This is a genomic window from Streptomyces sp. NPDC020597, from assembly GCF_044335095.1.
Classification (GTDB): Bacteria; Actinomycetota; Actinomycetes; order Streptomycetales; family Streptomycetaceae; genus Streptomyces.
This window is the reverse complement of the sequence record NZ_JBIRUL010000013.1, coordinates 97941-123119: the sequence shown is the minus strand read 5'-3', so window position 1 is coordinate 123119 and position 25179 is coordinate 97941. Positions and strand designations below refer to the sequence as shown.

23 protein-coding genes are annotated in these 25179 nt (G+C 73.2%); 9 read left to right on the top strand and 14 right to left on the bottom strand.

The window, feature by feature from the left end; translation table 11 throughout:
* Positions 1-166: 166 nt before the first annotated feature.
* Entirely contained in the window at positions 167-649 is a 483-nt protein-coding gene (locus ACH4ZA_RS23165; protein WP_398431334.1) for a VOC family protein, read from the top strand.
* On the opposite strand, the gene ACH4ZA_RS23160 is transcribed toward ACH4ZA_RS23165, so the two are convergent.
* A complete protein-coding gene (locus tag ACH4ZA_RS23160) occupies positions 634-1563 on the bottom strand; it encodes an aminoglycoside phosphotransferase family protein (protein WP_398431332.1) in 930 nt (309 codons plus the stop codon). The two genes, ACH4ZA_RS23165 and ACH4ZA_RS23160, sit on opposite strands and share 16 nt — an antisense overlap.
* Before the next feature lie 179 nt (positions 1564-1742).
* Here ACH4ZA_RS23160 and ACH4ZA_RS23155 point away from each other — a divergent pair, with 179 nt between their 5' ends.
* Together ACH4ZA_RS23155 and ACH4ZA_RS23150 are read left to right on the top strand one after the other, a co-directional pair.
* Positions 1743-2540 (top strand): VOC family protein, encoded by a 798-nt coding sequence (locus ACH4ZA_RS23155; protein WP_398431330.1) that lies wholly within the window; start codon positions 1743-1745, stop codon positions 2538-2540.
* Between the two features lie 20 nt (positions 2541-2560).
* On the top strand, positions 2561-3280 hold the full coding sequence (locus tag ACH4ZA_RS23150) for a ribonuclease H (RefSeq protein ID WP_398431328.1): 720 nt from the start codon (positions 2561-2563) through the stop codon (positions 3278-3280).
* Between the two features lie 59 nt (positions 3281-3339).
* Here ACH4ZA_RS23150 and ACH4ZA_RS23145 read toward each other — a convergent pair whose 3' ends face one another.
* The 3 genes from ACH4ZA_RS23145 to ACH4ZA_RS23135 form a co-directional block, all read right to left on the bottom strand.
* The gene (locus tag ACH4ZA_RS23145) at positions 3340-3792 is read right to left on the bottom strand and encodes an SRPBCC family protein (RefSeq protein ID WP_266719442.1); all 453 of its coding nucleotides are present in this window, start codon (positions 3790-3792) and stop codon (positions 3340-3342) included.
* Positions 3793-3899: 107 nt separating this feature from the next.
* Positions 3900-4724, bottom strand: coding sequence for a tyrosinase family protein (locus tag ACH4ZA_RS23140; RefSeq protein ID WP_398431326.1), 825 nt, complete (start codon positions 4722-4724; stop codon positions 3900-3902).
* Between the two features lie 44 nt (positions 4725-4768).
* A complete protein-coding gene (locus ACH4ZA_RS23135) occupies positions 4769-5149 on the bottom strand; it encodes a tyrosinase cofactor (RefSeq protein ID WP_398431324.1) in 381 nt (126 codons plus the stop codon).
* Positions 5150-5497: 348 nt separating this feature from the next.
* Here ACH4ZA_RS23135 and ACH4ZA_RS23130 point away from each other — a divergent pair, with 348 nt between their 5' ends.
* The 5 genes from ACH4ZA_RS23130 (at position 5498) to ACH4ZA_RS23110 (ending at position 10567) form a co-directional block, all read left to right on the top strand.
* A complete protein-coding gene (locus tag ACH4ZA_RS23130; RefSeq protein WP_398431322.1) occupies positions 5498-6718 on the top strand; it encodes an FAD-dependent monooxygenase in 1221 nt (406 codons plus the stop codon).
* 111 nt (positions 6719-6829) lie between these two features.
* A complete protein-coding gene (locus tag ACH4ZA_RS23125) occupies positions 6830-8314 on the top strand; it encodes an MFS transporter (RefSeq protein WP_398431320.1) in 1485 nt (494 codons plus the stop codon).
* A gap of 4 nt (positions 8315-8318) precedes the next feature.
* Complete coding sequence (locus ACH4ZA_RS23120) at positions 8319-8975, top strand: TetR family transcriptional regulator (RefSeq protein ID WP_398431319.1); 657 nt, start codon at positions 8319-8321, stop codon at positions 8973-8975.
* A 12-nt stretch (positions 8976-8987) separates the two neighbouring features.
* Positions 8988-9971: an aldo/keto reductase gene (locus ACH4ZA_RS23115; RefSeq protein ID WP_398431318.1), complete on the top strand. Its 984-nt coding sequence runs from the start codon at positions 8988-8990 to the stop codon at positions 9969-9971.
* A 170-nt stretch (positions 9972-10141) separates the two neighbouring features.
* Complete coding sequence (locus tag ACH4ZA_RS23110) at positions 10142-10567, top strand: DUF6328 family protein (RefSeq protein WP_398431445.1); 426 nt, start codon at positions 10142-10144, stop codon at positions 10565-10567.
* Here ACH4ZA_RS23110 and ACH4ZA_RS23105 read toward each other — a convergent pair.
* From ACH4ZA_RS23105 to ACH4ZA_RS23065, 9 genes are all read right to left on the bottom strand, one after another.
* The gene (locus tag ACH4ZA_RS23105) at positions 10552-11637 is read right to left on the bottom strand and encodes a hypothetical protein (RefSeq protein ID WP_398431317.1); all 1086 of its coding nucleotides are present in this window, start codon (positions 11635-11637) and stop codon (positions 10552-10554) included. The genes ACH4ZA_RS23110 and ACH4ZA_RS23105 overlap by 16 nt on opposite strands.
* Positions 11638-11757: 120 nt before the next feature.
* Positions 11758-12729: an LLM class F420-dependent oxidoreductase gene (locus tag ACH4ZA_RS23100; RefSeq protein ID WP_398431315.1), complete on the bottom strand. Its 972-nt coding sequence runs from the start codon at positions 12727-12729 to the stop codon at positions 11758-11760.
* Between the two features lie 94 nt (positions 12730-12823).
* Complete coding sequence (locus ACH4ZA_RS23095) at positions 12824-14479, bottom strand: serine/threonine protein kinase (RefSeq protein ID WP_398431314.1); 1656 nt, start codon at positions 14477-14479, stop codon at positions 12824-12826.
* A gap of 315 nt (positions 14480-14794) precedes the next feature.
* Complete coding sequence (locus tag ACH4ZA_RS23090) at positions 14795-15754, bottom strand: threonine/serine dehydratase (RefSeq protein ID WP_398431312.1); 960 nt, start codon at positions 15752-15754, stop codon at positions 14795-14797.
* 91 nt (positions 15755-15845) lie between these two features.
* On the bottom strand, positions 15846-18863 hold the full coding sequence (locus tag ACH4ZA_RS23085) for an ATP-binding protein (protein WP_398431311.1): 3018 nt from the start codon (positions 18861-18863) through the stop codon (positions 15846-15848).
* A gap of 97 nt (positions 18864-18960) precedes the next feature.
* Positions 18961-19314 carry a UBP-type zinc finger domain-containing protein gene (locus tag ACH4ZA_RS23080; RefSeq protein ID WP_398431310.1) on the bottom strand — a complete coding sequence of 118 codons (354 nt, stop codon included), beginning with the start codon at positions 19312-19314 and terminating at the stop codon, positions 18961-18963.
* On the bottom strand, positions 19311-20813 hold the full coding sequence (locus ACH4ZA_RS23075; protein WP_398431443.1) for an ATP-binding protein: 1503 nt from the start codon (positions 20811-20813) through the stop codon (positions 19311-19313). The genes ACH4ZA_RS23080 and ACH4ZA_RS23075 overlap by 4 nt, the downstream gene beginning before the upstream one ends.
* An 11-nt stretch (positions 20814-20824) precedes the next feature.
* The gene (locus tag ACH4ZA_RS23070) at positions 20825-22501 is read right to left on the bottom strand and encodes an FAD-dependent oxidoreductase (RefSeq protein ID WP_398431308.1); all 1677 of its coding nucleotides are present in this window, start codon (positions 22499-22501) and stop codon (positions 20825-20827) included.
* Between the two features lie 144 nt (positions 22502-22645).
* The gene (locus ACH4ZA_RS23065) at positions 22646-23002 is read right to left on the bottom strand and encodes a VOC family protein (RefSeq protein ID WP_398431306.1); all 357 of its coding nucleotides are present in this window, start codon (positions 23000-23002) and stop codon (positions 22646-22648) included.
* Positions 23003-23064: 62 nt separating this feature from the next.
* Here ACH4ZA_RS23065 and ACH4ZA_RS23060 point away from each other — a divergent pair, with 62 nt between their 5' ends.
* A complete protein-coding gene (locus ACH4ZA_RS23060) occupies positions 23065-23937 on the top strand; it encodes a universal stress protein (protein ID WP_398431305.1) in 873 nt (290 codons plus the stop codon).
* 1 nt (position 23938) lies between these two features.
* Here ACH4ZA_RS23060 and ACH4ZA_RS23055 read toward each other — a convergent pair whose 3' ends face one another.
* Positions 23939-25174 (bottom strand): DUF4032 domain-containing protein, encoded by a 1236-nt coding sequence (locus ACH4ZA_RS23055; RefSeq protein WP_398431303.1) that lies wholly within the window; start codon positions 25172-25174, stop codon positions 23939-23941.
* Between the last annotated feature and the right edge of the window lie 5 nt (positions 25175-25179).

Sequence of the window (25179 nt, the reverse complement as noted above, 5' to 3'; positions counted from 1 at the left end):
GTGATGCCGTCGACTTCACTCTCGGCCCCGGCGGACGCCCGCACGCCGGTTCTCTGCCCGTGGCAGATCCGCCGAGGGCGGATCGGCGACACGGGGGGCCGGGCGATGAGATTCCGCACCGGCGGGAGTCGATACTGACGACCGCGTTCCCACCCAGGAGGTGCTCATGACCACCGACGGATTCACCACGTGTCTCTGGTTCGACGGCCAGGCCGAGGAAGCCGCCCATTTCTACGTCTCGGTCTTCAAGAACTCCCGCATCGGCGCCATCGGACGCTACAACGAGGCCGGCCCCGGTCCGGCCGGATCGGTGCTCGCGGTGGAGTTCACCGCCAACGGGCAGAAGTTCGTCGGCATCAACGGCGGCCCGCAGTTCACCTTCAGCGAGGCGATCTCCTTCCAGATCTACTGCGCCGACCAGGCCGAGGTCGACCACTACTGGACCAAGCTCACCGAGAACGGCGGCGAGCCGGGCCCCTGTGGATGGCTCAAGGACAAGTACGGGGTGTCCTGGCAGGTCATCCCCGACGGACTGATCGAGATGATCAGCGACCCCGATCCCGTGAAGTCCGCCCGCACCACCAAGGCCATGTACGCCATGGGCAAGCTCGACGTCGCGGCCCTGAGGAAGGCCTACGACGGCGCGTAGCCCCCGCTCGCGCCGGCGTCCGCGGAGCGGGTCTCGGCCAGGATCTCGCTGATCGCATGCCGTGAGTTCGCCGCCAGCGGCGGATTGGTCTGCCGGTAGTACGGCAGCTGGATCAGGGAGATCGACAGCGCCCAGCCCCTGCCTCGCGCCCATTCGGCGTCGTCCGCTCCCACGGCGTCGCGGAAGACGCCGCGCGCGGACGCGGGCAGCAGGTTCCAGGCGACGATCAGGTCGACCGCCGGGTCGCCCACACCCACGCAGCCGAAGTCGATCACCGCGGCGAGCCGCCCGCCGGCGACCAGGACGTTGCCGGGAGAGATGTCTCCGTGGGCCCAGACCGGCGGCCCCGCGCGGTAGGGGACGCGCAGCGCCTCGTCCCACGCGGCGCGGGCCGCTGCCGTGTCGATCTGGCCCTCCAGCCGGGCGAGGGCGTCGCGGGTGGGTCCGTCCCGCTCGGCCAGCGGAACACCCCGGGGATTCGGCGGTCCGTCCTTCGGCGGGACGGCTCGCAGTGCGGCGATGTACGCCCCCAGGTCGGCGGCCAGCGATTCCGGCCGCTCGACCGCGCCGGCGATCGGGTTACGGCCGTCCAGCCAGCGGTACACCGACCAGGGCCAGGCGAACCCCTCACCCGGCCCGCCCTGCGCCAGCGGTTCGGGCGCGGCCACCCGCAGCAGCGGCCCCAGCCGCGCCAGCCACCGCTGCTCGTGGGCGACGCTCGCCACGGCCCTGGGATGCCGGGGCAGCCGTACGACCATGTCCTCGCCCAGCCGGAACATCGCGTTCTCGCTTCCCGAGGAGGTCACCCGCCGCAGGGGCAGTCCCGCCCACTGCGGGAACTGGGCGGCGACGAGCCGGCCGACCAGCGAGTCGTCGAGGTCGACCTCGTCGGCGTGCATCCTCATGGCGCTCATGCGTCCCATTCCAGGCGATCGGCGACGGCGCCGTCCAACGATTAAGGGCCCCGCAGGCCGCGACGGGCTGTGCCGTCCAGGGGGTGTTCCAGGAGACCCGGGTGTTCGGCGCGCGCCGCGCAGGCGGGGTGGCTAGCGTGAGGAACCGGACAATCCATCTCACCGGGAGGGCCGCCGTCATGGCCGTACGACCAGAGGGAACCCCGTGCTGGGCCGACGCGATGTTCAGCGATGTGGAGGCCGCCAAGCACTTCTACGGCGAGGTCCTCGGCTGGACCTTCGGCGAAGCGTCGTCGGAGTACGGGAACTACACGCAGGCGTACGCCGACGGCAGGGCGGTCGCCGCGGTCGTCCCGCCGATGCCGGGTCAGGAAGGCCAGTCGCAGTGGTGCCTCTACCTGGCCTCCGAGGACGCCGCCGCCACCGCCGGCAGGATCCGTGAGAACGGCGGCGAGGTGCTGATGGAGCCGATGCAGGTCGGCGACTTCGGCACGATGTGCCTGGGGCGCGAACCGGGCGGCGCGGTGTTCGGCGTGTGGCAGGCCGGCTCGCACGAGGGCTTCGAGGCCCCGCCGGAGCAGCCCGGCGCGTACTGCTGGGCCGAGGTCTTCACCCGCGAACCGGAGCGGACGGACGCGTTCCTCCCGGCCGTGTTCCCGTACACGGCGAAGCAGATGCAGGACGACGCGGTCGACTTCCGGATGTTCGAGATCGGGGGCGACACGGTGCTGGGCCGCATGCGGATGACGGAGGAGTTCCCGCCCGAGGTGCCCTCGTACGTCAATGTCTACTTCACGGTGGACGACTGCGACGCGGCCGTCGCCCGGGCGACGAAGAACGGCGGCACCCTGCGCTTCGGCCCGATGGACACCCCGTTCGGACGGTTCGCGGCGATCAGCGACCCGCAGGGCGCGAACTTCTCGATGATCGATGTGACGACCACCGCCGGTGAGATGCCGCAGACCACGGACGTCTGACCGGCCCGGCCGGTCATGGCATGATCGGGCGCATGCATGAACGACTGGTGGCCGCGTGCGACGGGGCTTCGAAGGGAAACCCGGGACCGGCGGCCTGGGCGTGGGTGGTCGCGGACGACACGGAGGCGCCGGACCGCTGGGAGGCGGGTCCGCTCGGCAGGGCCACCAACAACGTCGCCGAACTCACCGCGCTGGAACGCCTGCTGGCGGCCACCGATCCGGCCGTTGCGCTCGAGGTCCGGATGGACTCGCAGTACGCGATGAAGGCCGTCACCACCTGGCTGCCCGGCTGGAAGCGCAACGGCTGGAAGACGTCCGCCGGCAAACCGGTGGCCAACCAGGAGCTCGTGGTCCGCATCGACGAGCTGCTCGCAGGCCGCTCCGTCGATTTCCGCTATGTGCCCGCGCACCAGGTGGACGGCGACCCGCTCAACGATTTCGCGGACCGCGCGGCCAGCCAGGCGGCGGTCGTCCAGCAGCCGGCCGGCAGCGCCCAGGGCTCGCCCGAGCCGCCGGCCTCACCGGACACCCCGAAGGCGCGGCCCGCCTCGAAGCAGGGCCGCTCCGCCGGGGGCAAGTCGCCCCGGCGGAGCGGCGGTTCGTCGGCCCGCACGATCAGCGCCAAGTTCCCCGGCCGCTGCCTGTGCGGCCGCACCTACGCGGCCGGCGAGCAGATCGCCAAGAACGACCAGGGCTGGGGACACCCGGAGTGCCGGACGGCGGCCGGCGACGCGGGCTGACCGGCGGTCCGGGCCGGCGGCGGCTCTGGGGCCACCGCGCCTCACACGGCCGCCGCGCCTCACACCACCGCGCCGCGCCAGCCTCCGGTCTCCAGGCCGCGCTCCTCGATGAACGTCTTGAAGCGCTCGAGGTCTCCCTTGGTCTGGCGCTTCACGAAGCCCAGCTTGTCGCCGACGTTCTCGGCGACGCCCTCCGGCTGGAACTCCATCTGGAGCATCACCTTCGTGTGGGCGTCGTCGAGCCGGTGGAAGGTCACCACCCCGGCCTGCCTGGCCTCGCCCGAGACCGTGGTCCAGGCGACCCGTTCGTCGGGGATCTGCTCGGTGATCTCCGCGTCGAACTCGCGGTGCACGCCGTTGACACTGGTCACCCAGTGGGTGAGCGTGTCGGTGCGCTGCTCGACGCGCTGCACGCCGCCCATGAACTCGGGGAAGCTCTCGAACTGCGTCCACTGGTTGTAGGCCGTGTGCACGGGCACGTCGACCTCGATGGACTCCTCGACCTGCGACACGGTCGTCTCCTCCTGCGTCGTCGGGTTCATCCTGTCGGTGTTGCCCGTGGCGGGTACCCGTCAGCGCGGAGGCAAACAGGCCGGTGCGATCGGCCCGGCCGGCGGGGTCAGTCGGCGTCGAAGGTGTAGTGGGCGGTGTGGTCGAGCAGGTCCGCCGGGGTGGTGTCGTTCCAGGGACGCATCGTCTCGTGCAGGTCGACGACGTTCGGGGTCCCGCCGCCCGGGACGTAGCCGGACGCCGGGTGCCGGCGCTGCCACCGGGCCCACAGCTTGTCGATGTAGGCGTGGTGCAGCCAGAACACCGGGTCGTTGGGGGAGACCCCGGTCGACATCTGCCCGCCGACCCACACATGGACCCGGTTGTGCAGGTTCACGCCGCGCCAGCCCTCCAGGTGATTGCGGAAGCCGTCGGACGAACTGTTCCAGGGAGCCATGTCGTACGTCGCCATCGAGAGCACCGACTCGACCTCGGCCCGGGTCGGCAGCTCGCGGACGCCCGCCCCCAGCGAGCGGCGCAGATAGGTGCGGCCGTCCACCCGGACGTTGATCGGCCAGGCGCCCGCCGTGGCGGCGAACGGACCGTCCATCACCTGGCCGTCCCGGCTGCGCCCGCTGCCGCCGAGGAAGTCCGGAGCCCACAGCGAGGAGCGGGGTGACCGGTCGGCGGACCAGTCCCAGTACGGCAGCGCCACCGAGGCGTCCACCGACTGCAGCGCCCGCTCGAACTCCAGCAGGAATCTGCGGTGCCAGGGCAGGAAGGACGGCGAACGGTGGCCGGTGCGCTCGCCGTCGTCGGTGTCGCCGAGGATGAACGCGTTGTGCGTGGTGACGAAGGCGTCGTAGCGGCCGGTGCGCTTGAGTTCGAGGACGGCGGCGACGAACCGCCGCTTCTCGTCGGCGGTCAGGGCGGCCTGGTTCTTGCGGACGGTCATGTGCGGTGCTCCAGGGGTGCGGAAGGACGGGGGCGGTCGGCGGATCAGCCGGCCGGGAAGGGGACGAGCCGGGCGCCCTGCAGCTCGTCCACCGCGGCGCGGGCCGCGGCCCGGGGAGTGGACACCGGGTCGTAGTGACTGACCACGCTGATCCAGGAGCCGTCGGCGTTGCGCATCACGTGCAGCTCGACCCCGTCGACGTACACGGCGTAGCCGCCGCCGTGGTGATGGCCGCCGCCGGTCCGGCTCCGGCCCTGTATCCGGCGGCCCTTGTACACCTCGTCGAAGGCCTCGGGGGAGCCGTGCGGGTCGTGCGGGCCGGGCCGGCCGTCGGCGGCACGGGCCGCGGGGACGGCGGCGAGGGTGGCGCCGGCGCCGGCGGCGGCGACCGCGGTGAGTGCGCGACGGCGGCTGATGTGCGGCATGCGGGATCTCCAGGGTCCAGGGGGTGACGACTCCGCATGCCTATCGGCCGTACCGCGAGGCCGGGAAATCGGCCTCGAACGGTTGGCTGTGATCCGGACATTCGCTTACATGTCGTGCAATCTTTAACCAAGATGATCTTGGCCGTCCGTGGACCGCCGTGCGCCGGAACGGGCAATTCCTTTCCGTCGGGCCACCGCTTCCGGTGATCTTTATCGGTCCGTCGCGCCGTGGGTGGTGTGGCTCACGTGCGAAAAGTGGCGCGATCGGGCAGGTGGGGCGTCCGGCGGGCGGGCTCGGCTCCTGCTACCCTGCGTCGTCAATCAACCACGTCTGGTGACTCCGAAGGGGTGCGCGTGAAGGTCGCCTGTGTCGGCGGCGGGCCCGCCGGCCTGTATCTCTCGATCCTGCTCAAGCGGCAGGACCCGTCCCACGACATCACCGTCCACGAGCGCAACCCGGAGGGTTCGACCTACGGCTGGGGCGTCACGTACTGGCAGGGGCTCCTCGACGAACTCCGCGCCCACGACCCCGAGTCGGCGCGCGCGATCGAGGAGAGCTCCGTCCGGTGGAACGAGGGCGTCGCGCACGTGCGGGACCTGGCGACCCGTCAGCCCGGCGACAAGGGGCACGGCATCGGCCGCCACCGGCTCCTGGAGATCCTCGCGGACCGGGCCCGCGCGCTCGGCGTACGACTGGAGTTCGAGAGCGAGATCACCGCCGGGAACCTGCCGGACGCCGACCTCGTGGTGGCGGGCGACGGCGTCCACAGCGCGCTGCGCACCGCCCACGCGGACGACTTCGGCGCGCAGCTCACCGAAGGCCGCAACGCCTACGTCTGGCTCGGCACGACCAAGGTCTTCGACTCCTTCACCTTCGCCTTCGTGGAGACCGCGCACGGCTGGGTCTGGTGCTACGGCTACCCCTTCAGCGACGAGCAGAGCACCTGCGTGATCGAGTGCGCCCCCGAGACCCTCGCCGGACTCGGCCTCGACCGGGCCGCCGAGGCCGACGGCCTCGCCGACCTGGAGAAGTTCTTCGCGCACATCCTCGACGGCCACCCCCTCGTCGGCCGGGCCTCCTCCGCCGGCGGCAGTGCCCAGTGGCTGACGTTCCGCACGCTCGTCAACCGCACCTGGAGCCGCGGCAACCTCGTCCTCCTGGGGGACGCCGCCCACACCACCCACTACTCGATCGGCGCCGGCACCACTCTCGCCCTGGAGGACGCCATCGCCCTCGCCGGGGCGCTGTGCGAGAGCCCGGACCTTCCGCAGGCGCTCGACCGCTATGAGCGCGTCCGCAAGTCCGCTCTGCTGTCCCAGCAGAGCGCGGCCCGCTACAGCGCCCAGTGGTACGAGAACCTCACCCGCTACATCCACCTCCCCCCGGAGCAGATGTTCGCCCTGCTCGGACAGCGCCACTCGCCCCTGCTGCCCTATGTCCCGCCCCAGCTGTACTACCGCCTCGACCGGGCGGCCGGGCGTCTCGAGGCGCTGCGCCGCCTCAAGCGCTGGCTGGGCCCGAAGCTGGCGCGTGGCGCGCACGCCCGCACGCTGACCTCGGGCAAGTAGGGGGAGGGCGGCCTCCGTCACGCCGGAGAGCGTTGGGTGAATGACCATTCACTGCTATGGTGAATGGTCATTCACCTCTCTTCGCGTGCCGTTCCGGCCATTGGAGTGCCCATGGCGTCGCCCGCTCCGATACCCACCTCGACCAGCGGAGACCCTGCTCTGCGGGCCCGGCTCACGATTCCGGTCCTGGCGTACTGCGGAATTCTCATGGCGGTCATGCAGACCGTCGTCGTCCCGCTGCTGCCCGACCTGCCACGGCTGACCGGCGCCTCGGCCGGCGCGGTCTCCTGGATGGTGACCGCCGCCCTGCTGTCCGGCGCCGTCCTCACCCCGGTCCTCGGCCGCGCCGGCGACATGTACGGCAAGCGCCGGGTCCTGCTCCTGTCGTTCTCCCTGATGGTCGCCGGCTCCGTGGTCTGCGCCCTCACCTCCGACATCGGGGTGCTGATCGCGGCCCGCGCCCTGCAGGGCGCCGCGTCCTGTGTCGTCCCGCTGTCCATCAGCATCCTGCGCGACGAACTGCCCCCGCAGCGCCGCGGATCCGCCATCGCGCTGATGAGCTCCACCGTCGGCATCGGCGCCGCACTGGGACTGCCCGCCGCGGCCGTGGTCGTGCAGTACGCGAACTGGCACGCGATGTTCTGGGTGACCGCCGCCCTCGGCGCGACCGGCGTCGTGCTCATCCGCTGGGCGGTTCCCGAGTCGCCGGTGCGCGAGCCGGGCCGGTTCGACGTGACCGGCGCGCTCGGCCTCGCCGCGGGCCTGGTCTGTCTCCTGCTCGCCGTCTCCCAGGGCGGTCAGTGGGGCTGGGGCAGCCCCCGGATCGTCGGCCTCTTCCTCGGCGCCGTCGCCGTGCTCGGTCTGTGGTGGCGCGGTCAGCTGCGCTCCGCGGAGCCCCTGGTCGACCTGCGGCTGGTGTCCCGGCCGAGAGTGGGCCTCTCCCACCTGGCCGCACTGCTGACCGGCTTCGCCTTCTACGCCAACTCGCTGGTGACCGCCCAGCTCGTGCAGGCTCCCGAGGCCAGCGGGTACGGGCTCGGGCTGTCCATCGTCCAGACGGGCCTGTGCCTGCTGCCCGGCGGCGTCACCATGCTGCTGTTCTCGCCGCTCTCCGCCCGCATCTCCGAGGCGCGCGGCCCCAGGATCACCCTCGCCCTCGGCGCCGCCGTCATCGCCGCCGGGTACGCCCTGCGCGTCGCCGACAGCCGCGAACTGTGGATGATCATGGTGGGTGCGACCGTCGTGTCCACCGGCACGACCCTCGCCTACTCGGCGCTGCCCGCGCTGATCCTGCGCGCCGTCCCGCCCGGCCAGACCGCGTCGGCGAACGGCGTCAACGTCCTCATGCGCACCATCGGCCAGGCCGTCTCCAGCGCCGCGGTCGCCGCCGTCCTCGTGCACCACACCAGCCTTCTCGGCGGGGCCCGGGTGCCGACGCTGCACGGCTATCTGCTGGCCTTCGGCGTCGCGGGCGCGGTGGCCCTCGGCGCATGCGCGGTGGCCCTCGCCATCCCCGGCGACGCCGGCGCCGCGGACACGCCGGCGCCCCTGGGCCGCACCCGGCCGGTGAGCGACGGGGCCAGGGAGGGAGCATGAACCCGTGAGCACCTCACCCGACGCCCCGGTCCCCACCGGCTCTCCGGCCTCCACAGGCTCTTCGGCCCCCGCCCGGCGCGACGCCGAGGCGACCAGGGCCGCCATCCTGCGCGCCGCCCGCCACCTCCTCGCCCGCCAGGCTCACGCCGACATCACGCTCAAGGCCGTGGCGGAGCGTGCCGGGGTGAGCGCGCCCCTGGTCCTGAAGTACTTCGGCAACAAGGACGCCCTGTTCGCGCGGGTGATGTCCTTCGAGGAGGACGCCGACGCCGTACTGGACGCTCCGCTGGAGCGACTGGGCCGGCACATGGTCCGGCATGTGCTGGTCAGCCAGCGCGAGCGGGGCGCCGACCCCCTGCTGCGCATCGCGTTCGCGCCCCTGCACGGCGACCACGGCGACGTGCTGCGCGCCAACTTCCGCGCCCAGGTCACCGAACGCCTGGCCGAGCGCCTCACCGGCGCCCACCGCGGTGTCCGCGCCGAACTGGCCGTCGCCGCCCTGCTCGGCCTCGGCGTCATGTACGGCATCGCCCGGGGGAGCGAACTGCGCGCGACCTCGGTCGACGACATCGCCGACCGGTACGGCCCCACCATCCAGGCCCACCTCGAAGGCGGCGCCGGCGGCGACGGCCCGGGCGGCGCGGCGGACCACCGCGGATGACACACTGACGGCATGGAAGAGCGCGAATTCGGCAGGTCCGGTCAGCACGCGTCCGTCGTCGGTCTCGGCACCTGGCAGCTGGGGGCCGACTGGGGCGACGTCGACGACAAGGAAGCCCTCACGGTCCTGGAGGCGGCGGCCGAGTCGGGAGTCACCTTCTTCGACACCGCCGACGTGTACGGCGACGGACGCAGCGAGCAGACCATCGCCGCCTTCCTGAGCGGCCGGCCCGACCTGCACGTGCTGGTCGCCACGAAGATGGGCCGCCGCGTCGAGCAGATCCCCGAGAACTACGTCCTGGACAACTTCCGCGCCTGGAACGACCGCTCCCGCCGCAACCTCGGCGTCGACCGCATCGACCTCGTGCAGTTGCACTGCCCGCCGACCCCCGTCTACTCCAGCGACGAGGTGTTCGACGCCCTCGACACCCTCGTCGAGGAGGAGCGCATCGCGCACTACGGGGTCAGCGTGGAGACCTGCGCCGAGGCCCTCACCGCGATCGCCCGGCCGGGCGTCGCGAGTGTGCAGATCATCCTCAACCCGTTCCGCCTCAAGCCCCTGGCCGAGGTGCTCCCGGCGGCCCGCGAGGCCGGCGTCGGCATCATCGCCCGGGTCCCGCTCGCCTCCGGACTGCTCTCCGGGAAGTACACCAGGGACACCGTCTTCCCGCAGAACGACCACCGCGCCTACAACCGGCACGGCGAGGCCTTCGACCAGGGCGAGACCTTCTCCGGCGTCGACTACGCCACCGGCGTCGAGGCCGCCGTCGAGTTCGCGGCCCTCGCCCCCGAGGGGTACACCCCGGCCCAGCTGGCGCTGCGCTGGATCGTCCAGCAGCCCGGCGTGACCACCGTGATCCCGGGCGCCCGCTCTCCCGAGCAGGCCCGCGCCAACGCGGCCGCCGCCCGTCTCCCCGAGCTCTCCGAGGCCACCGTCGCGGCAGTCCGCGACCTCTACGACCGGCGGATCAGGGAGCAGGTCGAGGGCCGCTGGTAGACGCGCCCGGCGCCGGGCGGCAAGAACCGCCGCTCCCGGGGTACTCGCGGTGAGGAGGGGGGTCGAGGGACCACCACGCGAACCGGGAGGCGGCAGAGGTGACGGACACGGCGACGAGCGCCGAGCGGCGCACGGGGCGGAACGAGACCGAGGAGGAGAGAGCCGACCGGATGTGGGGCGAGCTCATCCAGGAGATCCGCGTCGCCCAGACGGGTGTGCAGATCCTCTTCGGCTTCCTCCTGACCGTCGTGTTCACCCCGCGCTACGCGGACCTGGAGGACGTCGACCAGGTCATCTACATCGTGACCGTGGTCCTCGGCGCCTGTGCGACCGGCGCCCTCATCGGCCCGGTGTCCCTGCACCGCCTCGTCTCCGGGCGGCGGGTCAAGCCGCAGGCGGTGCAGGTGGCGTCCCGGCTGACCCTCGTCGGCCTGCTCCTGCTGCTCGCCACCATGACCTCCTCGCTGCTGCTCATCATGCGGGTGGCCACCCACGACGCGTTCGTGCCGTGGCTGGTCGCGGGCGTGGTCGCGTGGTACGGACTGTGCTGGTTCGTGCTGCCCCTGTGGACCCGGAGTCACTACACCACGGACTGAGCCGGGCCGTCCGGCTCGGGGCCGGCGCCCCGTGCGCCGCGCAGCGCGGCGATGCAGCTGCCGATCGCCTGCTGGAGCTCCTCCAGCTGCTGGACCATGTCGTCCTCGTAGAATTCCTGCGTGTCGACGTCGTCGAAGGTCAGCTCCTCGAAGACCCTGGTCGCCCGCTGCAGACTGCTGTAGAACTTCGTGCGCCGCTCCTGGACGCGCAGTTCGGGATCGGCCTCGACGGTCTCCACGACCAGGCCCTTCAGGGTGTCGTAGGCGTCGTTGGCCCACTCGCCGGCGTCCTCGCCCTCGTCCAGCTCGTCGAGCAGCGACAGATGCCGCTCGGCCTCCTGACGCAGCTCGGCGGGCGCGTCGAGGGTCTGCCCGGCGGGCGTCCTGATCCGGCCGGACTCGGCGATCTGCCGCACATAGCCGATGCGGTCGGCCGAGCGGCTCTCGGAGGCCACGGCCTTCTTGAGGTCGTCGGTGCGCACGACGTCACGGGCCAGCTCGTGCTGCAGCTCCGGGTCCTCCTTGACGCGGTCCAGGAGGGCGGCGCGGGCGGCCCGGGCGGTCGAGGGGTCGGCGAGGATCGCGGCCCGCAGCGCGGTGGGGTTCTCCGCGACCTCCAGCGCCTTCGTGGGCCGGATGCCTTCGGCCTCGGCGGCCTCCGCGATCGCGGCCCCGCGCTCGGACGTGGCGCTGGAGCGCGAGACGTAGTACGTCAGCCAGACGTCGGCGTCCGGCAGCTCGACCTCCTGGCCGGGCGCCAGCTCCTCGAAATGCGGGACGAGACCGTCGTCCGCGGCCCGGTCCCACGCCTTGTAGAACCGCAGGACGCGTTCGGGGGAGCAGCCGGCCAGCCCGGCGAACTCCTTCGCCGACACCTTCGGCGTCTCGTCGGCGCCCTGCCCGCCCGGCCGGACGCTGCGCGCCACGAGCAGGCCGAAGGCCCACCCGCCGGTCCGCGCGTAGACGCCGAACTCACGGGCGTCGCGCGCCACGAGGTCGGACAGCGGCGCGGGGGACGTCTCGGCGGACGCCTCGGCGGCCGTCTCGGGCAGGTCGATCGCCAGGGTCACGGGTCGTTCTCCTCCACAGGCTGCGGCCGCGGGATCGGCGCCGCGGACATCCGCGACGGCAGCCTATACGCGCCCTGCGGCGGACCCCGGCGAGACCCGCGCGCGGGCCGGGCTCCCCGGTCATCCGAAGGCGCCGCGCAGCGCGGGCAGCAGGGTCTTCTCCGACCAGTCCAGATAGGCGTGCTGGGCGTCGCCGCCGATCTGCACCAGGGCGACCTCCGTGAACCCGGCCTCGACATACGGGCGTACGGCCTCGACGAAGTCGTCCGGGTCGTCGCCGCACGGGATCGAGGCGGCGACGTCGCCGGGCGTCACGAACTGCGTCGCGGCTTCGAAGGAGTCCGGGTGCGGCAGTTCGGAGTTCACCTTCCAGCCGCCGCCGAACCAGCGGAACTGGTCGTGCGCCCGCCGTACGGCCGTGTCACGGTCGGCGTCGTGCGAAACGGGGAGCTGGCCGACGCGCGGCTTCCCCGCGCCGCCGTGCCGGTCGAACGCGTCGAGCAGCGCCTTCTCGGGCTCGGTGGCGATCACCAGGTCGGCCAGCCGGCCCGCGAGCGCGCAGGAGCGGTCGCCGGAGACGGCGATCCCGATCGGCGGCGGCTCGTCCGGAAGGTCCCACAGCCGGGCCGATTCCACGTCGAAGTGGGCGCCGTGCCGGGTGACGTGCCGTCCCTCGAAGAGGGCCCGGATGATCTCCACGGCCTCCTCGAGCATCTCGTGTCGGACGTCCACCGACGGCCATCCGCCGCCCACCACGTGCTCGTTGAGGTTCTCGCCCGAGCCGAGCCCCAGCCGGAAGCGACCTTCGGACAGCAACTGCATCGTCGCCGCCTTCTGCGCCACCACCGCCGGGTGGTAGCGGAAGGTCGGGCACGTCACGTACGTCATCAGCGGAATCCGCGAGGTGGCCTGGGCCGCCGCTCCGAGCACGCTCCAGGCGTACGGCGCGTGTCCCTGCGAGCGCAGCCAGGGGAAGGAGTGGTCCGACGTCACCGAGAAGTCGAAGCCCGCCTCCTCCGCCCGCACCACGTGGTCGACCAGGTCACGAGGGCCGGCCTGCTCGGTCATCATCGTGTATCCGATTCGCACCATGAGCCCCGAGTCCCCGGCCGTCGCGGGGGGAAACAGGCCGCCGGCGACCGGGAGGGGGCGGAGTCCCGCGGGCTCCGGTCCCCGGTCGCCGGGCTCAGGCGGCCGGACCCGGCCGGAAGGTCTTGAGGAACGTGTCGATGGCCTGCCGGTTGGCGCTCGCGTTCCAGTCGGCGGCGGGCGTCGTCCAGCGCAGCGAGAAGCTGCGGCCCCCGCCGAGCAGGAAGCCGCGGCCGAACGTGCGCTGCTGCCCGTCGGCGCCGTCGGAGAGCCATTCCATGTCGGCGCCCTTGAACCCCTGATACGTCGTGGCCCTGATCTGGCCGATCCGCCGGAACCCCGCGGTCCGCTTCAGGTTGGGTTCGACGTCGTCGCGCCAGACGGCGACCGGGTCCGGTCCGGCGTCCTTGCTGTAGGTGACCGCCAGGGTGCGCGGGTCGCCCTTCGCGCCGAACGTGACGCGGTAGGCCCCGTCGGCGGCACGGGCCGTGTTCAGCCGCTGCCACCCCTTGGGCAGGGCCACCGAGAAGCCCTCCTCGGCGTGGTAGACCCGGAAGCCCTCCGGGAGGGCGTCGGCGGTGGCGGGCGGCGGCGAGGTTCGCGCAGGCGCGCTCGGCGAGGGACTGGCCGGCCTGCTGGGAGCGGGGGTCGGCGTGGGGGCCGGGTCCGGCGTGGCGGACACTCTGTCGCCGGCGTCCTCGCCCGGCCCCGTGGCGGAGGCCGACGGCCGGGCCTGCGCGTCGCCCGCCGCCGTGTCGTCGCCGTCGGGCAGGCCCTGGGCCACGGCGAGCGCGGCGAGCGCCACGGTGACGACGGCCAGCGCGGTCCCGGCCGCCATCGCCCGGCCGCTCCACTGCGGGCCGACCTGTCGTGCGGCGGCGCGGACGCGGCGCAGCCGGGGAGTGGGCACGGCGGCGGTGTGCGGGTCCTCGTCCAGCAGGCGGGTCAGGGACTGGCGCACCACCGTGCGGGTCAGCCGCTCCCGGGAGTCCTTGCGCAGCAGGCCCTGTACGACGGAGGTGAGGGGACCGGCGCGCAGCGGGGTGCGCAGGGGCAGCCTGTCCACGCCCCTGAGGGTGGCCTCGGGCCGGTCCCGGTCCCGGTACGGCGGCCGTCCCTCGACCATCGTGTAGAGGAGCGCGCCCAGCGTCCACAGGTCCGCGGCGGGGCCGATCCGCTCGTCGCGGGCCTGTTCGGGCGAGGCGTACGACGGGGCCGCCACGCGCGGGGCCAGGGTCGCGCCGGCCAGCCCGAACCCGGTGAGGACGACGGGGCCCTGGCTCCGCACGAAGATCTGGCCGGGACTCAGCTCGCCGTGGGTGATGCCCTCGCCGTGCGCGACCTCGAGCACGTCGAGCAGTTGCAGCCCGATCGCCGCGGCCCTTCCCGGGCTGAAGGCGCCCTTCTGCGCGATGAGCTGCCCCAGCGGCAGGCCGTCGATCCATTCGGTGACGGTCCACAGGGAACCGTCCTCCTCCAGGGCGTCGACGACCGACGCGATCCGGCCGGGGCACAGCCGGGCCATCGTCTCCGACATGCGCAGCACCCGGTCGGCGGCCTGCCGCGCCTTCTCCTCGCCCTGGTCGGCGGGCAGACCGATCCTGGTGACCAGGCAGGGCCGGGCCGCCCCGGTCTCCTCGACGTACTCGCCGTACCAGCTGACGCGGTTCGTCTCCCGATGGACGACGTCGAGCAGCCGGTACCTCCCGGCGACCCACTCGTGCGTGGAGACGTGCGTCTTGACCATGGTCATCCCTCGTCGAAACCGCTGTCACCTTTCCCAGTGGTACGACCGGCGTGAGGGGGTGCGTTCAACGGGACCGCAACTCGGCGCGATTCCTGTCCTTCATTCAAGAAAAAGACTTCGTCACGCGTCGAGTAGGTGTGCGAGAAAAGGGAATTGGCGGACCTCGGCCGGAGTGGGGCACCCGTCCCGTCCTGCGACGGTAACCCGCGGTAAACAAGACGGGCGGGTCTCCCCGGGCGTCCGGAAAACGACCTCCCCGGCCCCGGTCCATTCCCTTCGGCGACGCCTCGGCCGGGATTTCCCTCTTCCCGGCGAATCGACTCAGCGCACCTCGAACCGGTCCGTCCAGGCCCTCATGTCGGCGGTCGTCGCGTTGCCCCCGCAGACCACCAGTCCCAGCCGTGCCCCGTCACCGACCCGCTCGACGACCCGCCGCGCCGCGGGCAGCAGACAGCCGGCCGCCGGCTCGGTCCACACCTTCGCGTGCTCGGCGAGCTCCACGGACCCCCGCACGGCCTCCCGGTCGGAGACCAGCAGCACCTCGGTCACCAGCGCGCGGACGTGGTCGTACGTCAGCCGTGAGACGCTGGGCGCGCTGAGGGTGGTGACGATCGACGACAGCGCCACCGGCACCGGCCCGCCCGCCGCCAGCGCCTCGGACATCGCCTGTGCGCCCTGCGTCTCCACGCCCCAGATCCGCACATCCGGCCGCCGCGCCCGCAGCGCCGCGGCGACGCCCGCGATCAGCCCGCCGCCCCCGATGCTGACCAGCACGTCCGTGAGCTCGCCGGCGTCGGCGGCGAGCTCCAGACCGACGGTGCCCTGACCGGCGACGACCAGCGGATCGTCGAACGGGTGCACCAGCGTGAGTCCCTCGTCGCGCAACCGCTCCACCAGCGCGAACGCGGCGTCCATGCCGTCGGTCAGCCGCACCGAGGCGCCGGCCGCCTCCGCGGTCTCCACGGAGCGGGCCGGCGCCGAGCGCGGCATCACCACCGTGGCCTTCACGTCCAGGGCGGCGGCCATCACGGCGAGCGCGACGCCGTGGTTCCCGCCGCTCACGGCGACCACCCCGGCGGCCCGCTCGGCCTCGTCCAGTGACAGCAGCTTCGCCGTCGCGCCCCGCGCCTTGAACGAGCCCGTGCGCTGGAGGAGTTCGAGTTTCGCGGTCACGGGGACGCCGAGCAGGCTCGACAGGCCGGGGCTGGGCACCGTCGGCGTGCGGACGACATGTCCGGCGATCCGTTCGGCGGCGGCTTCGATGTCCGAGATGCCGATCAAGGCGGTCACCCTTCCGGCGCTGGCGGCACAAGCCGGGACCGCGCCTTGACTCTTCGTGTCCTCGCACCCTCACCCGGCGCGGTCGTGCAGGTCAACCCGCGCCGTGGCCGCGCGGGGCTCGGTCGGGTGCGCCGGACCGCGGCTCCAGCAGCCGCTCGCGGTAGGCGATCGCCACGGCCTCCGTGCGGCTCGCCGCACCGAGCTTGGCGAGGATGTTGGAGACGTGCACGCTCGCCGTCTTGCCGCTGATGAACAGCTCCTCGCCGATCTGCCGGTTGCTGCGGCCGAGGCCGAGCAGTCGCAGCACCTCCTGCTCCCGCGCCGTCAGCGACGTCGGACGGTCCCGGGCGCCGGCCGGACCCCCGGCGAGTCCGCCGCGCCGGATCAGGGCGTCCACCCGCTCGCGCAGCGGGCCGGCCCCCAGCCGGACGGCCGTCGCCCGGGCGGCGTCGGCCTCGACGGCGGCCTCCTCGCGGCGGCCTGCCGCGAGCAGGGCCTGCGCGTAGCGGAGCCGGCACCGCGCGAGCTCGTACACGTCGCCCTGACCGAAGGCAGCCACCGCCCGTGCCCAGAGCGCAGGGTCCGGTCCCGTGGCGGCCCAGGCGCACTCGGCCTCGGCGCGGGCCAGCCAGGCGTGCCCCTCCGGCCCCTGCGGCGCGCCGGTCCCGCCGCGCAGGGCCACCGCACGGGCGGGTTCCAGGAGCTCGGCGGCCACTGCCGCCCAGCGGCGGGCCGTGGCCTCGTCACCGGCGCGCCGCGCCTCGCAGGCCGCGTCGGCGACGGCCGGGAGGGCGAGCGCGGTGAGCCGCACGGTGACGTCGGGGCGCGTCCCCGCGTCGTCCGTGAGGGACTCCACCGAGGTCCGCAGCCGCGCCACCGCCGCCTCCGGGTCGCCGTTCGACGCCGCCGCGTCCGTCAGCACGATGCCCGCGACGAGCGTCGCCATCCAGTCGAAGCCGCCTTCGAGCAGGCCCCGGGCCCGTTCGACGGCGCTGCGTTCGCCGCGCGCGAGAGCCACGTACAACGCGGGACCGACCGCGAAGCCGCCCGAGGCGGGCAGCACCGCGAGATCGGTGGCCGCCGTGCGCAGACACTCGTCCCAGCGGCCCAGGGTGTAGAGCACGAGAAGCTGGAGATAGCGCATCTCCAGCGGGTAAGGGGAGGACAGCAGCCCGGCGCGGCGAGCCCGGTCCAGGCCCTCGGCCAGCCAGGGCAGGCACTCCTGTGGCTCCCCGGCCTCGTAGGCGCCGATGGCCAGGGTGAACAGGGCGCGCATCTCCACGGAGGCGTTGCCGCCGCGCAGGGCGAGTTCACGTGCCTCCTTCAAGCGGGCCCGGCCTTCGGGGGAGCGGCGGCCTCCGCCCTCGAGGTTGGCCAGCGAGACCAGCAGATCGGCGCGGGCGTCCGTCAGGTCCAGCCGCTCGGCGACCTCGAGGGCCTGCCGGGCGACCCTGAGGGCGGTGCCGAAGTCGCCGACCTGACGCGCCGCCAGGACATGTGTGGCGGCCGCCCACACCCACGTGGGCGACGGCGGTTCGGCGGGGATCATCGCCAGCGCCTCGCTGCTGTAGGCGAAGGCGGCCGTCAGGCTGTCCACGTTCATCAAGGTGCCCGCGAGCGTGTACCGCACCCGGGCGGCCAGTTCGGAGTCGGTGTCCTGGCCGACGCCCGCCAGCGCGGCCCGCGTCAGCGACACCGCGCGGTGCGCCTCTCCGGCGTGCGCGGCGGCCGCCGAGGCGCGCAGCGTCAGCGTGACCCGGTCGTCGCCCCCGCCGGACGGCAGGGCTTCGGCGGGCACCGACTCCCACAGGTCCAGGACGGATTCCAGATGCCGCAGCTCCTCGGCGGGCGCCCCGACGCGCTGCGCGTGGTCGGCGGCCTCCAGCGAGGCGGTGAGGGCTTCGACCAGGTCGTGGCTCTCCCGGTAGTGGTGGGCCCGCTCGGCCGCCGTCTCGGCGCGCCGGCCCCGGCCTGCCAGCAGCCGGGCGAACGCGCCGTGCAGCCGGGCCCGTTCGCCCGGAAGCAGGTCGGCGTAGACCGCCTCGCGCGCGAGCGCGTGCCGGAAGGCGTACGTGCCGTCGTCGCCGGCGGCCAGCAGCCGGCGGCCGACGGCCTCGCGCAGCGCCGACTCCAGCTCGTCGTCCGGCAGGTTCATCGCGTCCCGCAGCAGGGCGTGCTCCACCCGCCGGCCGGCGACGGCGGCCGTCCGCAGCACCTGCTGCGCGGCGTCGGGGAGTTGCTCGACGCGGATGAGGAGGAGATCGGCCAGTCCGCTCGGCATCCCCCCGGTCTCCGCGCAGGCGGCGGTGGACAGCTCCTCCGCGTAGAAGGCGTTGCCCTCCGCGCGCGCCACGATCCCGCGGACCGTGGCGTCCGGCAGCGGGCGCTCCTCCAGGGCCCGCACCAGGCGGGTCACCTCCGCGTCCGCCAGCGGCCGCAGTTCCAGCCGGTCCACGGCCGGCAGCCGTACCAGCTCCGCCAGCAGCGGGCGCAGCGGATGCCTGCGGTGCAGGTCGTCCGCACGGTAGGAGGCCAGCACCGCCAGCCGGTGGCCCCTCCCGTCGCCCGCCGGCCGTTGCAGGAACCCGCGGCTGAGCAGGAAGCGCAGCAGGTCCCGGGAGGACTGGTCGGCCCAGTGCAGGTCTTCCAGGACGAGGAGCACCGGAGCGACCCGCGACAGGTCGGCCAGCAGCGCCGCCATCCCCTCGAAGAGCCGCAGCCGGCCCTCTCCGCCGGTCGCGCGGGCCCGGTCCCCGTCGTCCGGCGCCGTGCCGGAGCCCGCGCCCAGCAGCCGGTCGACCAGCGGATGCGCACCCAGGATCGCGGTGAACCGCTCGTCGGCCGCCAGCGTGCCCAGGATCTCGGTGAACGGCAGATAGGGCAGTCCCACGTCGCCGAGGTCGACGCAGTGACCGGTCAGCACGGTCAGGCCGGACTGCGCGGCTCGCGCGGCGACCTCGCCGAGCACGCGCGTCTTGCCGACGCCCGCGTCCCCGGCGAGCAGCACGGCGCGCGCCTCGCCGTCGCGGGCGTGCTCCAGCACGCCGAAGAGCCGGGCCAGTTCCTCTTCCCGGCCGATGAACGGAGTGCTGAACACGGTCTGCGACACGTCTCCATCCTGGCACGCGCCGCCTTCGACGTGCGCCGCGACCAGGGACGGAGGCCGGGAGCGACTGAGAGCGACCGGGAGCGAGGACCCGGGGGCGTCAGCGGTGCAGCGATCGCGCCCAGTCCTGCGGGACCCGCCCGGCCGGCCCCGGCGACGGCTGGTCGGCGGGGTGGCTTACCGGCGGGGCCAGTTCCGGCCCCGACTCGTAGAGCTCGTCCGAGGAGTAGTCCCAGAACCACTCCTCGCCCGGCTCGAAGCTGCGGACCAGGGGATGTCCGGTGGCCTTGTAGTGGGCGGTGGCGTGCTGGGCGGGGGAGGAGTCGCAGCAGCCGACGTGCCCGCAGCTCGCGCAGCGCCGCAGGTGGAACCACCAGCCGCCCGCGGCGTCGCAGTCGACGCAGCCGTCGCCGCTGGGCGGGACGCTCGTGTCGATGCCGTCCACGTCGGTCATACGGGCTCCTCGCGGGTCTCAGGGGTCTCGGGGGTCTCGGGGGTCTCAGGGGTGTCGGGTCCTGGGCCGCCGTCGACGCCCGGATCGGGGGCGGTCAGCGGCAGCAGGACCTGGAAGCGGGTGTCGCCCGGCGCGGACTCGACGTGCAGGCTGCCGTGGTGCTTGTTGACGACGATCCGCCAGGAGATGTCCAGGCCCAGACCGGTGCCCTCGCCGACCGGCTTGGTGGTGAAGAACGGGTCGAAGATCCGGCCCCGGATGTCCGCCGGGATGCCGGGGCCGGTGTCGCGGAACTCCACCAGGAGCCGGTCGCCCTCCCGCGCGGTCCGCACGGTCAGCGTGCCCTCGCCGCCGGCGCTGTCGACGGCGAACACGGCGTTGTCGACGAGGTTGGTCCACACCTGGTTGAGCTCCGCCGGGTAGGCGGGGATCTTCGGCAGCGTCCGGTCGTAGTCCTTGACGACCTGGATGCGCCGGCCGATCTTGCCGCCGAGCATCAGCAGGGTGCTGTCGAGGAGTTCGTGGACGTCGGCGACCCGGTAGGGAGCGCGGTCCAGCTGGGAGTACTGCTTGGCGGCGTCGACGAGATGGGAGATGCGGTTGGTCGAGTCGTCGATCTCGTCCATCAACAGCTCGGTCTCGACGGTGTAGTTCAGCCACCCGATCGCGCTGGGAAGGACATCGTCGTCGACGGCGGCCGCCACCTGCTCCAGCCAGTCCACGTCGAGTCCGGCCTGCACGAAGGTCGGCGCGATCCGCCAGCCCTCGGGCAGGCCGTGGTCGTCGAGCCAGTCGGTGAGCGCGTCCTCCCGGTCGGAGGCCTCCAGCGGACTCAGGCTCGGCGCCTTGGCGACCAGTTCGGCCGTGCGCTCCTGGATCTCGATCAGCCGGGTCAGCGCCGCCGGCTCGTACCCGCCGGAGGCGATCACGGCCAGCTTGTGCCGCATCTTCGCCACCCGTTCCCGCAGCGTGGCGGTGGCCCGCACGGCCGCCGCCGCCGGGTTGTTCAGCTCGTGCGTGAGACCCGCCGACAGCGAGCCCAGCGCCAGCAGCCGTTCGCGCTGGCCGATGGCCCGCTGGGTGTTCTTCGAGCCGAAGAACAGCCCCTCCAGCAGGTGCGCCGCCATCGGGAACCACTCCTGCATGACCGCAGAGAACGACTCGGCGGGCAGCACGAAGAACCTGGTCGGCTCCGTCACCCGCATCGAGTTCTGGTAGACCTGCGGCACCCGGTCGCCCAGGTAGGCCTGCATGGCCCCGGCGTACACCCCGCGCTGGGAGGTGCGGCTGACCTCGATGTCGTCCCCGCCGACCCGGCGGTACATCACGACCGTGCCCTCGAGCATCACGTAGAAGCAGGTCGCCGGATCACCCTCGGTGTACACCGGGCCGGGCTCGAACTTCTCCACCCGCCCCTCGCCGCACAGCCGTCCGAGCTGGTCGGGGGAGAGCTTCTCGAACAGGAACAGCGAACTGATCTCGGCCGGGCTGCACGGCATCAGCCGCCCGTTCACGACTGCTCCAGGTAACGGTGGACGAGCATCACGGCCATGGCTCCCTCTCCGACGGCGGACGCGACCCGTTTCGCGGACTCGGCGCGCGCGTCGCCCGCCACGAACACGCCGGGGATGTTGGTCTCCAGGTGGTACGGCGGCCGGTCCAGCTCCCAGTCCGCCGGCGGCCGCCCGTCCGGCGTGAGGTCGGGGCCGGCGAGGATGAACCCGCGCTCGTCGCGCAGCACCGTGCCGTCCAGCCAGCCGGTCAGCGGGGCCGCGCCGATGAACACGAACAGCCACTGCGCGTCGACGAGTTCGCTCTGCCCGGTGGTCACGTCCCGCAGTGTCAGCTGCTCCAGCCGACCTTCCCCGTGCGCGCTCTCGACGACCGTCCGGGCGCGCACCGAGATGTTGGGCGCCTCCTCGATCTGCTGGATCAGGTAGTGCGACATCGACGCCGTCAGGGACTCCCCGCGCACCAGCAGCGTCACGGACTTGGCGCCCCGCGACAGGTACATCGCCGCCTGACCGGCCGAGTTGGCGCCGCCCACGATGTACACGTCGTGTCCCTGGCAGGAGGCCGCCTCGGTGAGCGCGGACCCGTAGAACACCCCGCAGCCGGTCAGGTCGTCGCAGCCCGGCGCGGCCAGCTGCCGGTAGGACACGCCCGTCGCGAGGATCACGCTGTGCGCGGCCACCGCCGAGCCGTCCGAGAAGCGCACCACCCGCGCGGACCCGTTGACCTCGAGCCCGGTCACCTCGCGCGCGGTGAGGATCTCCGCGCCGAACTTCGCGGCCTGGCGGCGCGCCCGCTCGGTGAGCTGGCCTCCGGAGACCCCGTCCGGGAAGCCCAGGTAGTTCTCGATGCGCGAGCTCTGCCCGGCCTGCCCGCCGGTCGCCGACCGCTCCACGAGCACCGTCCGCAGCCCCTCGGAGGCCCCGTACACGGCCGCGCCCAGTCCGGCCGGGCCGCCGCCGATCACCACGAGGTCGTAGAACTCGGCCGTCGGCGTGGTCGCCAGACCCACCTGGGCGGCCAGCTCGGGCGCGTCCGGCTCGACCAGGGGGGCGCCCTCCGCGGTGACCACCAGCGGCAGCCGCTGCCCGTCCACGCCGGCCGCGGCCAGCAGCCGCTGCCCCTCGGGCTCGTCGGCGGAGTACCAGCGGTAGGGCACCTGGTTGCGGGCCAGGAACTCCCGCACCTGCGAGGACCGGGCCGACCAGCGGTGCCCGACGACCTTCGTCGCGGGCACGGGCCGGTAGTCGCTGGCGCGCCAGGCGTCCAGCAGGTCGTCGAGGACGGGGTAGAGCTTCTCCTCCGGCGGGTCCCACGGCTTGAGCAGATAGTGGTCGAGGTCGACGACGTTGATCGCGTCGATCGCCGCGCTCGTGTCCGCGTAGGCGGTCAGCAGCACCCGCCGGGCGCCCGGATACACGTCCAGCGCCTGTTCGAGGAACTCGATGCCGTTCATCTGCGGCATCCGGTAGTCGGCCAGGATCACCGCCACGAGGTCGCCGCGCAGTTTCAGCTCGCGCAGCGCCTCCAGCGCGGACTCCCCGGACTCGGCCCGTACGATCCGGTACGAGGCGCCGTAGCGGCGCCTCAGGTCACGGGCGACGGCACGGGATACCCCCGGGTCGTCGTCCACGGTCAGGATGACGGTCCGCGCCGAATCGGCGGCCTGTGCCATGCGTCTCCCACCCCGAAAGGGTCGTCGGTCGTCGCGGCACGGCGAATCCCGCGCCGGCTGTGCCCATCGTATGTTCGATCGACGGGGAACGCTCGGAGTTGTCGGCGGGCCGTGCACTGCCGGCACAGCGCCGGGCGCGCACGGTCAAGGCGTCCGCCGCGCTCCCAGCACGCAGAACTCGTTGCCCTCCGGGTCGGCCAGCACCACCCACGGCTGCTCACCCTGGCCGATGTCCACGTGCCGGGCGCCCAGCGCGAGCAGACGGGCGACCTCGGCGTCCCGGTCGTCCGGCCGGAAGTCCAGGTGGAGCCGGTTCTTGACGGTCTTCGCATCGGGCGTCCGGCCGAACAGCAGGCCCGGCAGCCGGTCCCGCTCCGGTCGGATTTCGTACTCGTCGGGCGACTCGTCGACCACGACCCATCCGAGAGCCGCCGCCCACCAGCGCCCGAGCGCCACCGGGTCGGCCGCGTCGACGATCACTTGCTCCCACTCCAAGGTCATGTCCGCAGCTTAGGGAAGACTGGAGCCCGACGGATGTGATCGCGACACGAGGAGGCGGCGGGATGACGGGCCCGATCACGGCAGGGGTCGACGGGACGGACGAGAGCGTGGCGGCGCTCGCCTGGGCGGCCCGCGAGGCCGTCCGGCGCGACCTGGAGCTGCGGGTGGTGCACGCCTGGCGGTTCCAGCCGAACGCGGCACAGGACGTGGCCGACCGGGACGCACAGGAACGCTGGGTGCGCGACGCGGCCGAGCGGACCGTCGCCGAGATCGCCGAGCGCCACCCAGGACTGGCCGTCGCCACCGACGTGTGTGAGGGCGGACCGGTCGAGACGCTGGTCGCCGCGGCGGCGGAGGCGGAGCTGCTGGTCCTCGGCTCCCGCGGGCACGGCCCGGTCGTCGGGTTCCTGCTGGGTTCGGTGGGCCAGCAGGTGATCGCCGAGGCGGCGCGCCCGGTGGTGCTGGTGCGGGCGGGCGACCGGGCCACGGCGGAGGCGGGCGGCCAGGAGATCGTCGTCGGTCAGCAGGGCGACCCCGAGGACAGCGCCCCCGCGCTGCGCTTCGCCTTCGAGACGGCCGCGGCCCGGGGCGCGACCGTGCGGGCCGTGCGGGCCTGGACGCTGCCGCCCGTGTTCGCCTACAGCCCCGGCTCGCTCAAGCTCCTCGACGAGGCCGGCGGCCTGGAGCCCTACGAGAAGAAGGCGCTCGCCGAGGCGCTGCAGCCGTGGCGGGAGCGGTTCCCGGACGTGCCCGTGGTGGAGCACGTGGAGATGGGCAGCGCCGGGCAGGTGCTGCTCTCGGTGTCCGGCCGGGCGCAGCTGATGGTGGTCGGCCGACGCGCCCACCGCACGGCGGTGGGCGCCCGGATCGGCTCGGTGGCGCACGGCGTCCTGCATCACGCGGACTGCCCGGTCGCCGTCGTGCCGCAGGGCTGACTCACTCCGGGAGCGTCGGCTCCAGCGTCTCGCGTGCCTTGGGCAGGATGTTCCTGATGTAGTCGGCGACCACCGTGTCGAGCCCGATGTCGTGCTGCGCGCGCTCCGAGAGGTACCAGCGGTGCTCCAGGAGCTCGTGATAGATCTCCGCCGGGTCCATGGAGCCGCGCAGTTCGAGGGGCACCTCGCGCACGGTGGGCCGGAACACGTCCCGCACCCAGCGGTGCGCCAGCACCTCCGGGCGGGCCGCGAGGGGGTCGCCCGGGGCGTAGTCGTCCTGGGTGGCCATCCAGCTCTCGAGGTCGCTGAGCAGCCGCCGGGCCTGGTTCTCCTCGGTGTCCAGGCCGGTCAGGCGCAGCAGCTGGCGCTGGTGGTGGCCGGCGTCCACGACCTTCGGCACGAAGGCGACCGAGTCACCGTTGGAGGAGTGCTCGATCTGCATCTCGGCGACGTCGAAGCCGAGCTCGTTGAGCCGGCGGATACGGCGCTCGATGTAGTGGTACTTGCCCGCCGGATACACCGAGGTGCGGGTCAGCTCGTCCCACAGCGCCCCGTAGCGGCGGCAGATCTCGGTGCCGAACTCGATCGGGTCCACGGACGGGTGCAGCGCCCCCGAGGCCTCCAGGTCGAGCAGCTCGCCGCTGATGTTGACCCGGGCGAGGTCGAGGTCGTAGTCGCGCTGGCCGGGGCTGAGCTGCGGGTGCAGGTCGCCGGTCTCGGCGTCCACGAGGTAGGCGGCGTAGGCGCCGGCGTCCCGCCGGAACAGCGTGTTGGACAGCGAGCAGTCGCCCCATGCGAAACCCGCCAGGTGCAGCCGCACCAGCAGCACGGCGAGGGCGTCCATCAGCCGGTGCATGGTCGCCGGGCGCATCGTCGTCTCGAACATGGAGCGGTACGGCAGCGAACCGCCCAGATGGCGGGTGATCAGCACCGGCTCCAGCGGGTCACCGCCCGGGTCGGTGCGGCCGGTGACTACGGCCAGCGGGTCGACGGAGGGGATGCCGAGCCGGTCCAGGTCGCGCAGCAGCTCGTACTCGCGCAGCGCGGGCCGTTCGGCGAGCTCCTTGACGGCGATGACCTCGTCGCCGGCCCGGGCGTAGCGCACCACGTGGCGGGAGATGCCACGCGGCAGCGGGACGAGGAGCTCTTCGGGCCACTCCTCCAGGGGCAGGTGCCACGGCAGCTCCAGCAGGAGTGCCGGGTGCTCCGGGTTGGTGGCGCTGATCTGCAAAGCCATGGCCT

Bases quoted from the DNA above. Each gene is read 5' to 3' on its own strand.
- ACH4ZA_RS23060 (WP_398431305.1), top strand. From the start codon at position 23,065: ATGACGGGCCCGATCACGGCAGGGGTCGACGGGACGGACGAGAGCGTG.
- ACH4ZA_RS23125 (WP_398431320.1), top strand. From the start codon at position 6,830: ATGGCGTCGCCCGCTCCGATACCCACCTCGACCAGCGGAGACCCTGCT.
- ACH4ZA_RS23165 (WP_398431334.1), top strand. From the start codon at position 167: ATGACCACCGACGGATTCACCACGTGTCTCTGGTTCGACGGCCAGGCC.
- ACH4ZA_RS23065 (WP_398431306.1), bottom strand. From the start codon at position 23,002: ATGACCTTGGAGTGGGAGCAAGTGATCGTCGACGCGGCCGACCCGGTG.
- ACH4ZA_RS23160 (WP_398431332.1), bottom strand. From the start codon at position 1,563: ATGAGCGCCATGAGGATGCACGCCGACGAGGTCGACCTCGACGACTCG.
- ACH4ZA_RS23140 (WP_398431326.1), bottom strand. From the start codon at position 4,724: ATGACCGTCCGCAAGAACCAGGCCGCCCTGACCGCCGACGAGAAGCGG.
- ACH4ZA_RS23155 (WP_398431330.1), top strand. From the start codon at position 1,743: ATGGCCGTACGACCAGAGGGAACCCCGTGCTGGGCCGACGCGATGTTC.
- ACH4ZA_RS23110 (WP_398431445.1), top strand. From the start codon at position 10,142: ATGTGGGGCGAGCTCATCCAGGAGATCCGCGTCGCCCAGACGGGTGTG.
- ACH4ZA_RS23100 (WP_398431315.1), bottom strand. From the start codon at position 12,729: ATGGTGCGAATCGGATACACGATGATGACCGAGCAGGCCGGCCCTCGT.
- ACH4ZA_RS23055 (WP_398431303.1), bottom strand. From the start codon at position 25,174: ATGGCTTTGCAGATCAGCGCCACCAACCCGGAGCACCCGGCACTCCTG.
- ACH4ZA_RS23115 (WP_398431318.1), top strand. From the start codon at position 8,988: ATGGAAGAGCGCGAATTCGGCAGGTCCGGTCAGCACGCGTCCGTCGTC.
- ACH4ZA_RS23075 (WP_398431443.1), bottom strand. From the start codon at position 20,813: ATGCCGTGCAGCCCGGCCGAGATCAGTTCGCTGTTCCTGTTCGAGAAG.
- ACH4ZA_RS23135 (WP_398431324.1), bottom strand. From the start codon at position 5,149: ATGCCGCACATCAGCCGCCGTCGCGCACTCACCGCGGTCGCCGCCGCC.
- ACH4ZA_RS23070 (WP_398431308.1), bottom strand. From the start codon at position 22,501: ATGGCACAGGCCGCCGATTCGGCGCGGACCGTCATCCTGACCGTGGAC.
- ACH4ZA_RS23095 (WP_398431314.1), bottom strand. From the start codon at position 14,479: ATGACCATGGTCAAGACGCACGTCTCCACGCACGAGTGGGTCGCCGGG.
- ACH4ZA_RS23150 (WP_398431328.1), top strand. From the start codon at position 2,561: ATGATCGGGCGCATGCATGAACGACTGGTGGCCGCGTGCGACGGGGCT.
- ACH4ZA_RS23080 (WP_398431310.1), bottom strand. From the start codon at position 19,314: ATGACCGACGTGGACGGCATCGACACGAGCGTCCCGCCCAGCGGCGAC.